This window comes from Rubrivivax benzoatilyticus JA2 = ATCC BAA-35, assembly GCF_000190375.1.
GTDB lineage: Bacteria > Pseudomonadota > Gammaproteobacteria > Burkholderiales > Burkholderiaceae_C > Rubrivivax > Rubrivivax benzoatilyticus.
On sequence record NZ_AEWG01000074.1, the window covers coordinates 157439 to 169425 of the forward strand.

Annotated in this window: 11 protein-coding genes; 4 read left to right on the top strand and 7 right to left on the bottom strand. The window is 73.4% G+C overall.

From position 1 onward, the window contains the following. Window position 1: 1 nt before the first annotated feature. Genes RBXJA2T_RS20935 through RBXJA2T_RS08875 form a run of 3 tightly spaced genes read left to right on the top strand, consistent with a single transcriptional unit; the run spans window position 2 to window position 3001 of the window. Window positions 2-964: an HlyD family secretion protein gene (locus RBXJA2T_RS20935; protein WP_009857010.1), complete on the top strand. Its 963-nt coding sequence runs from the start codon at window positions 2-4 to the stop codon at window positions 962-964. Beyond that, window positions 961-1884 (top strand): ABC transporter ATP-binding protein, encoded by a 924-nt coding sequence (locus tag RBXJA2T_RS08870; RefSeq protein ID WP_009857011.1) that lies wholly within the window; start codon window positions 961-963, stop codon window positions 1882-1884. Before RBXJA2T_RS20935 ends, RBXJA2T_RS08870 begins: the two co-directional genes overlap by 4 nt. Further along, a complete protein-coding gene (locus tag RBXJA2T_RS08875) occupies window positions 1862-3001 on the top strand; it encodes an ABC transporter permease (protein ID WP_029718351.1) in 1140 nt (379 codons plus the stop codon). The genes RBXJA2T_RS08870 and RBXJA2T_RS08875 overlap by 23 nt, the downstream gene beginning before the upstream one ends. 87 nt (window positions 3002-3088) lie before the next feature. On the opposite strand, the gene RBXJA2T_RS08880 is transcribed toward RBXJA2T_RS08875, so the two are convergent. Beyond that, window positions 3089-3772, bottom strand: a complete 684-nt coding sequence (locus RBXJA2T_RS08880) for an ABC transporter ATP-binding protein (RefSeq protein WP_009857013.1) — start codon at window positions 3770-3772, stop codon at window positions 3089-3091. A gap of 4 nt (window positions 3773-3776) precedes the next feature. On the opposite strand from RBXJA2T_RS08880, the gene RBXJA2T_RS08885 reads away from it, so the two are divergent. Beyond that, the gene (locus RBXJA2T_RS08885) at window positions 3777-4421 is read left to right on the top strand and encodes an arylesterase (protein ID WP_009857014.1); all 645 of its coding nucleotides are present in this window, start codon (window positions 3777-3779) and stop codon (window positions 4419-4421) included. A 78-nt stretch (window positions 4422-4499) separates the two neighbouring features. Here the strand turns inward: RBXJA2T_RS08885 and RBXJA2T_RS08890 are convergent, their stop codons facing one another. The 6 genes from RBXJA2T_RS08890 to RBXJA2T_RS08915 form a co-directional block, all read right to left on the bottom strand. Further along, the gene (locus RBXJA2T_RS08890) at window positions 4500-6449 is read right to left on the bottom strand and encodes a DUF6600 domain-containing protein (protein WP_009857015.1); all 1950 of its coding nucleotides are present in this window, start codon (window positions 6447-6449) and stop codon (window positions 4500-4502) included. A 76-nt stretch (window positions 6450-6525) separates the two neighbouring features. Next, window positions 6526-7062 carry a peptide deformylase gene (gene def / locus RBXJA2T_RS08895; RefSeq protein WP_029718350.1) on the bottom strand — a complete coding sequence of 179 codons (537 nt, stop codon included), beginning with the start codon at window positions 7060-7062 and terminating at the stop codon, window positions 6526-6528. Between the two features lie 150 nt (window positions 7063-7212). Next, window positions 7213-9273, bottom strand: a complete 2061-nt coding sequence (ligA, locus tag RBXJA2T_RS08900) for an NAD-dependent DNA ligase LigA (RefSeq protein WP_009857017.1) — start codon at window positions 9271-9273, stop codon at window positions 7213-7215. A gap of 59 nt (window positions 9274-9332) precedes the next feature. After that, window positions 9333-10655 (bottom strand): fumarylacetoacetase, encoded by a 1323-nt coding sequence (gene fahA, locus RBXJA2T_RS08905; protein ID WP_009857018.1) that lies wholly within the window; start codon window positions 10653-10655, stop codon window positions 9333-9335. Next, on the bottom strand, window positions 10652-11197 hold the full coding sequence (locus RBXJA2T_RS08910; RefSeq protein WP_009857019.1) for a VOC family protein: 546 nt from the start codon (window positions 11195-11197) through the stop codon (window positions 10652-10654). The genes fahA and RBXJA2T_RS08910 overlap by 4 nt, the downstream gene beginning before the upstream one ends. A 152-nt stretch (window positions 11198-11349) precedes the next feature. Beyond that, a partial coding sequence (locus RBXJA2T_RS08915; RefSeq protein ID WP_009857020.1) for an enolase C-terminal domain-like protein occupies window positions 11350-11987 on the bottom strand: 638 nt, incomplete at its 5' end.

Sequence of the window (11987 nt, forward strand, 5' to 3'; positions counted from 1 at the left end):
GATGAACGCCCTGCCCCGCCACGCCGCCGTGCTGGCCGCCGTCCTGTCGCTTGCCGGCTGCGGTGCCGAGCGTGACGCGCCCTTGGCCGGTTATGCCGAGGCCGAGATGGTCTACGTCGCGGCTTCCGCCGGCGGCACGCTGCGCACGCTGCACGTGCGCCGCGGCGACGCGGTGCAGGCCGGGCAGCCGCTGTTCGCGCTGGACGCCGACGCCGAGGCGCTGTCGCGCCAGGCCGCCGACGCACGCCGCGCGGCCGCCGAGTCGCAGGCCGAGGACCTGCGCAAAGGCAAGCGCCCGTTGGAGCGTGCCGCGCTCGACGCCCAGCTCGCCCAGGCGCGTGCCGCGCTGGTGGCCAGCGAATCGGCGCTGAAGCGCCAGCGTGCGCTGGTCGACCAGGGTTTCGTCTCGGCGGCGCGGCTGGACGAACTCGTCGCCGCACGCGACGCCGACGCCGCGCGCGTGCACGAGCTCGAAGCAGAGCGCCGCCTGGCCGACGAAGCGGCACGCGCCGACGCCGTGGCGGCGGCCGCCGCCAGCGCCCGCGGCGCCGGAGCCGACGCTGCGCTGGCGCGCTGGCACGAGGACCAGAAGTCGCGCAGCGCCCCGGTCGCCGCCCAGGTCTACGACACGCTGTACCGCCCCGGCGAGTGGGTGCCGGCGGGCTCGCCGGTGGTCGTGCTGCTGCCGCCGGGCGCCGTCAAGCTGCGTTTCTTCGTGCCCGAGGCGCTGCTGGCGCGCGCCAAGGTCGGCGCCAGCGTCGCGGTGGCCTGCGACGGCTGCCCCGCCGGCCTCACGGCGCGCATCGGCCATGTCTCGCCGGAAGCGGAATACACGCCGCCGGTCATCTACAGCAACGAGTCGCGCAGCAAGCTCGTCTTCCGCGCCGAAGCCTGGCCCGATGGTGTCTCGGCGCTGAAGCCCGGCCAGCCGGTGCAGGTCTCGCTGCCGGACGCCGCACGATGAACACCGAGTTCGCGATCGACGTGAGTGGCCTGAGCAAACGCTTCGGCGAACGCACCGTCGTCGACACGATCTCGATCCAGGTGCGCCGCGGCGAGATCTGCGGCTTTCTCGGCCCCAACGGCAGCGGCAAGACGACGACGATCCGCATGCTCTGCGGCCTGCTCGAGCCCGATGCCGGCGAAGGCCGCTGCCTGGGCCTGGACCTGCGCCGCGACACACGCCGCATCAAGCGCCGCGTCGGCTACATGACGCAGCGTTTCGGCCTCTACGACGACCTGTCGATCGAGGAGAACCTGGACTTCGTCGCGCGCGTCTACGGCATGGCGCGGCGGCGCGAGGCGGTCGACGGCGCGCTCGAACGCCTGGGGCTGGCCGGCCGCCGCACCCAGCTCGCCGGCTCGCTGTCGGGCGGCTGGAAGCAGCGCCTGGCGCTGGCCGCCTGCATGCTGCACCAGCCCGAGCTGCTGCTGCTGGACGAGCCGACCGCCGGCGTCGACCCCAAGGCGCGGCGCGACTTCTGGCAGCAGATCCACAGCCTGGCCGCCGAAGGCCTGACGGTGCTGGTGTCGACGCACTACATGGACGAGGCCGAACGCTGCCACCGCCTGGCCTACATCAGCTACGGCCGGCTGCTGGCCGCCGGCAGCGCGGCCGAGGTCGTGGCGGCCGCGGGGCTGCGCACCTGGACGCTGCGCGGCGAACACCTCGCCGACGCGGTGGCACTGCTGGCGCAGGACGATCGCTGGATGGCCGTGCCCTTCGGCAGCGCGGTGCACGTCAGCGCGCGCGCCGGCGAGGACTTCGCCGCCTGGCTGGACGGTGCCGCGCCCGGCCACCGCTGGACCGTCGAGCCGATCGCCACCGGGCTCGAAGACGTCTTCATCTCGCTGACCCAGCATGCCCAGGATCCTCTCGCTTAGCTGGGGCCGCATCCTCGCAGTGCTGCGCAAGGAGCTGATCCAGCTGCGCCGCGACCGGCTGACCTTCGCGATGCTGATCGGCGTGCCGCTGATGCAGCTGGTGCTGTTCGGCTACGCGATCAACGGTGACCCCAAGCACCTGCCGACGGCCGTCGTCGCGCTGGACGAGTCGCCGGTCGTGCGCAGCGTCGTCGCCGCGGTGCGCAACACCGGCTACTTCGAGATCGTCGCGACGCCCAGCGAAGCCGGTGCCGAGGAGCTGATCGCGCGCGGCGAGGTCCAGTTCGCACTGGTCTTCCCGGGCGACTTCACGCGCCGGCTGCTGCGCGGCGAGACGCCGCCGCTGGTCGTGCTGGCCGACGCCAGCGACCCGGCAGCCACCGGGCAGGCGGTGGCCGCGCTGGCGGCGCTGCCGACGCTGGCGCTGCGCAGCGAGCTCACAGGCGTGCTGGCGCCGCTGGCCGGCGGTGCGGCGCCGTTCGAGCTGCGTGTGCACAAGCGCTACAACCCCGAGGGCATCACCGCGTTCAACGTCGTGCCGGGGCTGATGGGCGTCATCCTGACGATGACGCTGGTGATGATGACCTCGATGGCGATGACCCGCGAACGCGAGCGCGGCACGCTGGAGAACCTGCTGGCCACCCCGGTGCGTCCGGTGGAGATGATGGCCGGCAAGATCCTGCCCTACGTGATCATCGGCTACGGCCAGGTGCTGCTGGTCTTCGCCGCGGCACGCGTGCTGTTCCACGTGCCGATGGCCGGCAGCTTCGTGCTGCTGTCGGCGATGGTGCTGCTGTTCATCGTCGCGACGCTGTCGGTGGGTTTCACCTTCAGCACGATCGCGCGCTCGCAGATGCAGAGCATGCAGATGACGATGTTCTATTTCCTGCCGAACATCCTGCTGTCGGGCTTCATGTTCCCGTTCCGCGGCATGCCGGGCTGGGCGCAGACGATCGGCGAGGTGCTGCCGCTGACGCACTTCCTGCGCATCGTGCGCGCCGTGATGCTCAAGGGCAGCGGCTTCGCCGACCTGTGGCCCGAGGCGGCGGCGATCGCCGCCTTCGCGCTGGCCACCGGCGGCGTGGCGATGCTGCGCTACCGCCAGACCATCGACTAGCGCTGAAGCCTCAAGACCTTGCCTCGTGACGCGGCCGGAAGTCGACTGATCGGAGCGAGCGCGCCGCGCGGCGACGCTGCGGCTTGATCAGGCCGTCGTGGCCTCGGCCACCCGCCCCGCCTCGATGCGCAGCTGGCGTTCGCAGCGCGCGGCGATCTGCAGGTCGTGGGTGACGAGCACCAGCGTCGTGCCGGCCTCGCGGTTGAGCTCGAACATCAGCTCCATCACCTTGGCGCCGGTGGCGAAGTCCAGGCTGCCGGTGGGCTCGTCGGCCAGCAGCACCGCCGGACGCACGACGAAGGCACGTGCCAGCGCGACCCGCTGCTGCTCGCCGCCGGACAGCAGCTTCGGGTAGTGGCCCAGGCGTTCGGCAAGACCCACGCGCTGCAGCATCTCGGTGGCCGCGGCACGCGCGTCGCGCCGGCCCATCAGCTCCAGCGGCAGCATCACGTTCTCCAGCGCCGTCAGGTGGCCCAGCAGCTGGAAGTTCTGGAACACGAAGCCGACCTGGCGCGCGCGCAGCGCCGCACGTGCGTCCTCGTCGAGCGCGAAGAGGTCGGTGCCGGCCAGCGTCACCGTGCCCGCGGTCGGCGTGTCCAGCCCGGCCAGGATCGCCAGCAGCGTGCTCTTGCCCGAGCCCGAGGCGCCGACGATGGCCACCGTCTCCTTCGGGAAAAGCGCGAAATCGATGTCGTGGAGAATCGTCAGCGTGCCGGTCGAATCGGCGACCTGCTTCGAGATGCGTTGGACGGAGATGATCGGATCGGACATTCGGATGCGGTGGACCCGCCGGCAGTGGCTGGCGCATGCTAGCGCGCTCGCCGTCTCCCCGGCGGTCGCGGGCCCGGCGGCGGCAGCCGGCACGCGCACCCTGCTCGTGCTCGGCGACAGCCTGTCGGCCGAGTACGGCCTGGCGCGCGGCAGCGGCTGGGTGTCGCTGCTCGACAAGCGTCTGGGCGCCCAGGCGCCGGGCTGGAAAGTCGTCAACGCCAGCATCAGCGGCGAGACGACCTCCGGCGGCCGCACGCGGCTGCCGGCGCTGCTCAAGCAGCACCAGCCGGACCTGGTGATCCTGGAGCTCGGCGGCAACGACGCGCTGCGCGGCCTGCCGATCGCCAACACACGCGACAACCTGGCGGCGATGGCGCGCAGCGCGCGCGAGGCCGGCGCCAAGGTCGTCGTCGTCGGCATGGAGGTGCCGCCGAACTACGGCCGCCGCTACGCCGAGGACTTCGCCGCCTCGTTCGCCAAGGTCGCGCGCGAGACCGGCGCAGCGCTCGTGCCCTTCCTGCTGCGCGGCGTGGCCGACGTGCCCGAGGCCGAGACGCTGTTCCAGCCCGACCGCATCCACCCCACCGCGCAGGCCCAGCCGACGATGCTCGACAACGTCTGGCCGGTGCTCAAGCCGCTGCTGCGCTGATCCACCGCGGCGCCTGGGCGCCCCAACGCGGGCCACCAGGACGCTGCCCGCGCGCCTGAGCCCGGCGCCGGGGCCGATTCAGCGATCGTCCTGGCGCGGGCCGCCGCGGCGCTCGCCGCCGCGCCGATCCTCGGCCTTGTCGTCACGGCGTTCGGGCTGGCGCGGCTGCATCTGCGGCTGCATCTGCGGCTGCATCTGCGGGCGCTCCGGTGGGCGCTCCTGCACCGCCTCTCGGCCGCGCGGCTCGACCGGCATGCGCGTGAACTCGCGGCCCGGGCGTTCGACGCCCTGGTCGGGCGCACGGCGCTCGACGGTCTGCGGCGGCCGCGGAGCACGCTCCTCGGCCGGCCGCGTGGTCCAGGTCGTGCCGCGGCGCTCGGTCGAGGCCGGCGGGTCCGTGCGCTCGGTGGGCTCGCGCCGCGGCATCGTGGGCTCCGGGCTGCCGAAGTTCGTCGCCGGCAGCGGACGCGTCGTCGTGCGATCGTTCTGCCGCTCGTCGCGGCGGTCGTCCCGCCGGTCGTCGCGGCGCTCGTCGGCGCGCTCGGCCGGCGGTACCGGCGTTCTGGTGAAGCCGGAGCCCGGGCGGGTCGCCCCGCGGTCGGTGTCCGGCCAGGGCGACGGCACTCGCTCGTCGCGCTGCTCGCGTGGCGGGTCGCGACGCACCGGCGGCAGCGTGCCGCGGCGGCCGTCGTCACCGCCGCTCCAGCGCGGCGAAGGCGGCGGCGGCCGGCGCACGGCGTCGCTGGCCGGCGCCTGCGGCAGCGCCGCCGGGGTGTCGGTGCGCAGCGGCTGGCGGCCCACCGGCACGTCGACCACCGCCCGGGCCACCGGCTGGCGGCGCACCAGCACGTCGCGCGAGACGACGGTGACGCCGCCGGGCACACCCTGGTTGGTGTACATGATCGGCCCGGTCGGCACGCGGCGCGGCAGGTGCGGGTGGTGGTTCACGCGGTCGACGTAGACCGGCGTGACGCGGTAGTACGGCACGAAGACCTCGCGCGGCGCCAGCGGCACCCAGCCGACCGGCGGCCCGCCGAGGTTGATCGAGAGGCTGAAGTTGGAGCCGCCGACCCAGGCCACCAGCGCCGGCGCGTAGACCGGGCGTGCGACATAGGCGCCCGGATACCAGGCCCAGCGGTTGCCCCAGTACATCCAGCGGCCGTAGTGGAAAGGCGCGAAGCCCCAGGGCGCGTCGTCGACCCAGGTCCAGCCCCAGGGCGCGACCCAGGCCCAGTGGCCGTAGCGGTACGGCGCCCAGCCGGCCGGCACCGCCGACGGGACCCAGACGTTGCCGTACTCGGGGTGGCGGTCCCAGCGGCCGTAGCGGTCCAGATCCTCGGCACCGGTCATCTCGGGCGAGACGTAGCGGTAGGCGGCACTGCGTTCGTCGGCGCGGTCCTCGCGGCGGGCCCAGTCGGCGAACTCGTCGTCGGGCGGCTCGTCCCAGCGGCGCTGGGCCCGGCCACGTTCGTTCCAGAGTTCGACGCGGCGGCCGTCGTCGACGGTGAAGGCCGCGGCGCCGGCCGGGTCGACCCTCAGCTCGCCGCGCCAGGCCGTGGCCCAGCTGACGTCGTCGACGCGGTCGGCGCGGTAGTAGCCGGCACGGCGCGGGTGCAGCGTGGCCTCGTCGGTGACGAGTTCGGTCTCGTCGGCGACCTCGCTGGAGCGCACGCGCAGCGCCGCCGCGCCGCTGTGCAGCCGCAGCGAGACCCGCTGGTCGTCCAGGCGCTGCACCTCCAGCTCGGTGCTGCCGCCCAGGCGCACCGTCGTCGAGCCGATGCGCAGCGTGGCGCGGGCATCGCCGTCGGTGGAGATTCGGTCGCCGCGGGTCAGCGGGCGATTGGTGGAAACGTCGACCCAGGCGCCCTGGGCGTCGTCGTAGAGCCAGACGCGGCCGTCGGTGGCGGCGACCCGGCCGACGCGCCCGGGCGGGTCGTCCTGCGCGAAACCCAGCGCCGGCACGGCCAGCGCCGCGACGGTGACGAGGCCGGCAGCCAGCCGGCGGACGAGGCGTTCAGCACGGTTCATGTGTCTCCAACGCGCAGCGCGGGGGTGACGCCGACCGGCCCCCATGTAAACCGGTGTTTCTGCCGCAGGCCGGCCTTCAGTCGTCGGCCGCGGAGTCGAGCTCCGGGAAGAGCACGCTGGTGAAGCCGAGTTTCGTCAGGTCGTTCATGCGGGTCGGGTACAGCCGGCCGATCAGGTGGTCGCACTCGTGCTGCACGACACGGGCGTGGAAGCCCTCGGCCTCGCGTTCGATCGGCCGGCCCTGGGCGTCGAAGCCGGTGTAGCGGATGCGCGCGAACCGCGGCACGACGCCGCGCAGCCCCGGCACCGACAGGCAGCCTTCCCAGCCATCGACGGTCTCGTCGGACAGCGGCGTGATGACCGGGTTGCAGAGCACCGTCATCGGCACCGCCGGCGCCTCGGGGTAGCGCTCGTTGCGCTCGAAGCCGAAGACGACGAGCTGGAGGTCGACGCCGACCTGCGGCGCGGCCAGGCCGGCGCCGTGGGCGGCGGCCATGGTCTCGATCATGTCGGCCACCAGCGCGTGCAGCGCGGGCGTGTCGAAGGCCTCGACCGGCTGGGCGACGCGCAGCAGGCGGGCGTCGCCCATCTTCAGGATCTCGTGGACCGGCATCGGCGGACGGGGCAGTGGCAGGCCGACCATTATCCGGCGCGGGGGATCGGGGGGTATCGGGGGGTATCGGGGTCAGGTCTCACGAGACCTGACCCCGACATCAGCGGAACGGGGTCAGGTCTTGCGAGACCTGACCCCAGCCCCCCAGCCTCAGCTGCCCGCCGCGGCGCCGTCGGTGGGCTGCAGCAGCCGCCTGAGCCCGTCCTCGTCCAGCACCTCGATGCCCAGCTCGCGCGCCTTGTCCAGCTTGCTGCCGGCTTCCTCGCCGGCGACGACGTAGTGCGTCTTCTTCGACACCGAGCCGGCAACCTTGCCGCCGGCGGCCTCGATCATCTCCTTGGCCTGCTCGCGCGAAAGCGTCGGCAGCGTGCCGGTCAGCACCAGCGTCTTGCCGGCCAGCGGCAGCGCCGCGGCGTTGGCGACGGCCGCGCCCTCGTGCTCGTCCCAGCGGATACCGGCGGCCCGCAGCTGCTCGACGACCTCGCGGTTGTGCGGCTGCTCGAAGAAGGTGCGGATGCTCTGCGCGACGATCGGGCCGACGTCGCGCACTTCCAGCAGCTGCTCGACGCTGGCGTCCATCACGCGGTCCAGGCCGCCGAAGTGGCGTGCCAGGTCCTTGGCGGTGGCCTCGCCGACCTGACGGATGCCCAGCGCGTAGAGGAAACGCGCCAGCGTCGTCTGCTTGCTCCTGTCCAGCGCGGCGACGAGGTTGGCGGCGCTCTTCTCGGCCATGCGCTCCAGCGCCGAGAGCTTGGCCACGCCCAGCGTGTACAGCTCGGGCAGCGTGCGGATCAGGCCGCCGTCGACGAGCTGGTCGACGAGCTTGTCGCCCAGGCCCTCGATGTCCATCGCACGCCGGCCGGCGAAGTGCAGCAGCGCCTGCTTGCGCTGCGCGGCGCAGAACAGGCCGCCGCTGCAGCGGTGGTCGATGCCGCCGCGCTCGCGGGCGACGGCGCTGCCGCAGACCGGGCACTGGCGCGGCATGCGGAAGTTGGGCACGTAGCCGGCACGTTCGCCCGGCACGCGGCCGACGACTTCGGGGATCACGTCGCCGGCGCGGCGCACGATGACGTCGTCGCCGACGCGCACGCCCTTGCGCCGCAGCTCGAACAGGTTGTGCAGCGTCGCGTTGCTGACCGTCGTGCCGCCGACGAAGACCGGCTCCAGCTTGGCCACCGGTGTCAGCTTGCCGGTGCGGCCGACCTGGATCTCGATGGCGTTGAGCCGCGTCATCTGCTCCTGCGCCGGGTACTTGTGCGCCACCGCCCAGCGCGGCTCGCGGGTGACGAAACCCAGGCGCTTCTGCAGCGCGATGTCGTTGACCTTGTAGACGACGCCGTCGATGTCGAAGGGCAGCGCGTCGCGCGCCGCCGCGATGCGCCGGTGGAAGGCGACGAGGCCGTCGGCGCCCTGCACCACGGCGCGCTCGCCGTTGACCGGCAGGCCGAAGGCGGCCAGTGCGTCCAGCGTGCCGCTGTGCGTGGGTGGTTGCTCCCAGCCCTGCACCTCGCCCAGACCGTAGGCGTAGAAGCTCAGGCGCTTGTCGGCCAGCGAGCGGCTGTCGAGCTGGCGCACCGCACCGGCGGCGGTGTTGCGCGGGTTGATGAAGGTCTTGGCGCCCTTCTCGCGCTGGCGCTCGTTCAGGCGCTCGAAGTCGTCGCGCCGCATGTAGACCTCGCCGCGCACCTCCAGCACCGGCGGCGCGGTGCCGAACAGGCGCAGCGGGATTTGCCCGATCGTGCGGATGTTGTGCGTGACGTCCTCGCCGGTCTCGCCGTCGCCACGGGTCGCGGCCTGCACCAGCAGGCCGGCGACGTAGCGCAGGTTGATCGCCAGGCCGTCGAACTTCAGCTCGGCGGCGTATTCGACCGGCGGCGCGTCATCGCCCAGTTCCAGCTCGCGGCGCACACGCGCATCGAACGCCTCGGCACCGGCGGCCGTGGTGTCGGTCTCGGTGCGGATCGACAGCATAGCCACCGCATGGCGCACCGGCACCAGCCCGGGCAGCACCTGGCCGATGATGCGCTGCGTCGGCGAGTCGGGCGTCAGCAGATCGGGATGTTCGGATTCGATCGCCTGCAGTTCCTGGAACAGGCGGTCGTACTCGGCGTCGGGGATCTCCGGCGCGTCGAGCACGTAGTAGCGGTGGGCGTGGTGCGAGAGGATGCGGCGCAGCTCGGCGGCGCGCTCGGCGGCAGACGTCGGGGACATGGCGGGATTGTCGGGCAGGAAGGCCGCCGCGCCCGGACCCGGCCACCGCCGCCGAGGCGTCAGCGCAGCGCCGGCAGCACCGTGCCGCGGCACTCGCCGAGGCCGATGCGGCGCTGGCCGGGCGCCTCGCACCAGCCGCGCAGCACGACCGTGTCGCCGTCTTCGAGGAAGGCGCGCTGCTCGCCGCCGGGCAGGCCCACCGGACGTTTGCCGCCGACCGACAGCTCGATCAGCGCGCCGGCCTCGGCCGGCGTCGGCCCGGACAGCGTGCCGGTGCCCAGCAGGTCGCCGGGGCGCAGGTTGCAGCCGTTGACGCTGTGGTGGGCGACGAGCTGGGCCATCGTCCAGTAGGCGTGGCGCCAGCTGGTGCGGCTGATCGTCGCGCCGGCCTCGCCGCGCGCGCGCATCGCCGCGGTCTGCAGCTCGACCGAAAGCTGCAGGTCGACGGCGCCGACCTCGGCCGCGGCCGGCGAGTCCAGGTAGGGCAAGGGCCGCGGGTCGCCGGCCGGCCGGCGGGCGGCGCCGACCCGGAACGGCGCCAGCGCCTCCAGCGTCACGACCCAGGGCGAGATCGTCGTCGCGAAGTTCTTCGCCAGGAACGGGCCCAGCGGCTGGTACTCCCAGGCCTGCAGGTCGCGCGCCGACCAGTCGTCGAGCAGGCAGACGCCGAAGACCTGGTCCTCGGCGGCGCCGACCGGCACCGGCTCGCCAAGTGCATTGCCGGGGCCGACGAACAGGCCGAGCTCGAGCTCGAAGTCCAGCCGGCGCGTCGGCGCCAGCTCGGGCTGCTCGGCGTCGGGGCGCATCTGCTGCCCCCAGGGCCGGCGGATGGCGGTGCCGGAGACGACGATGCTCGACGTGCGGCCGTGATAGCCGATCGGCACCCACTTGTAGTTGGGCAGCAGCGGGCGGTCGGGGCGGAACAGCTTGCCGACGTTCGTGGCGTGGTGGACCGAGGTGTAGAAGTCGGTGTAGTCGCCGATCTGCGCCGGCAGCGTGAACTCGGCCGCGGCCTGCGGCACCAGCGCGGCCTCGAGGCGCGCGCGTTCGACGGCACCGGCACGCAGCAGCCGCGACAGCGCCTGGCGCAGCGCTTGCCAGTGGCCGCGGCCGGCGGCCATCAGCGGGTTCAGCGTCTCGCCGGCGGCCAGCGCCAGCGCCTCGGCGGCGCGGCCGTCGGCGACACCGGCGGCCTGCAGCGCCGCCAGGTCCAGCACCTGGTCGCCGATGGCGACGCCGCCACGCCAGGCCTGGCGGCTGCCGGCGCGGCGGAAGACAGCGAACGGCAGGTTCTGCAGCGGGAAGTCGCTGCCGTCGGCGTTGGCCGACTCGACCCAGCTCGTGAGCGCCGGGTCGTGGGTCTCGTCGACGCCCGGCCTCATGCGCCCTCCTTCGCCAGGCTGCCGTCGTGCATCCAGGCGGCGTGTTTGGGCGCCTTCTTGGTACGGCTCCACTCGTCAAGCATCTCGCGCTTGACGGCGTCCAGCCGCGACATCATCTCGGGCGTCGCGCAGTCGGCGGCCAGCTCCAGCCGGTGGCCGTTGGGGTCGAAGAAATAGATGCTGCGGAAGATCGTGTGGTCGGTCGGGCCGACGACCTCGATGCCGGCGGCTTCGAGCCGGGCTTTCGTGGCCAGCAGCGTGTCGACCGAGTCGACCTGCAGCGCCAGGTGCTGCACCCAGGACGGCGTGTTGCGGTCGCGGTCCATCGCCGGCTGGGTCGGCAGCTCGAAGAAGGCGAGCACGTTGCCGCCGCCGGCGTCGAGGAAGACGTGCATGTACGGGTCGGGCGCCTGGGTCGACGGCACCTTGTCCTCGGCGATGGCGAGCATGAAACGCATGCCGAGGTGGCGCTCGTACCAGTCGACGGTTTCGCGGGCGTCGCGGCAGCGGTAGGCGACGTGGTGGATCTTGCGGACCAGCATGGGAAGGCTCCAGTCGGGCGCAGGCTCGTGGCCCGCATGCACGGCGCGCCTGCGTCCCGATGACGGCACCGCGCGCCGCGGCCAGCGACTGTGGCGCGGCGCGCCGCCCGCCGCGCCGGAGTTTTCCCTAGCGGCGCACGGCGCCTGTCACCTCAGTCCCAGAGCCCCGCCGGCGCCGGCTGCATGACGCTGCCGTCGAAGGCGAAACCCGGCACGCGGTCGCGCGCCAGCAGCAGTGGGCCGTCGAGGTCGACGAAACGCGCCCAGGGCGCGAGCAGGAAGGCCGGCGCCATGGCCAGCGAGCTGCCCAGCATGCAGCCGACCATCAGCCCGAGACCACGTTCGCGTGCCGCCTTCGCCACCTCGATCGCCTCGGTGAGGCCACCGGTCTTGTCGAGCTTGACATTGACGAAGGCGTAGCGTCGCGCGACGGTGTCCAGCGTCTCGCGGCCGTGGAAGCTCTCGTCGGCGCACAGCGGCACCGGCGAGGCGAAACCTTCGAGCACGGCGTCGGCCGCGGCCGGCAGCGGCTGCTCGATCAGCGCGACGCCGGCCTGGGCGCAGGCGGCGAGATGGCGGTCCAGGTTCGTTTCGGTCCAGGCCTCGTTGGCGTCGACGACCAGCGTCGCGCCCGGTGCCGCGGCGCGCACGGCGCGGATGCGTTCCTCGTCGCCGTCGCCGCCGAGCTTGACCTTCAGCAGCGGCCGCGAGGCCGCACGCGCCGCGGCGGCGGCCATCGCGCCCGGGTCACCCAGGCTCAGCGTGTAGGCGGTGACGGTCGGCCGCGGCT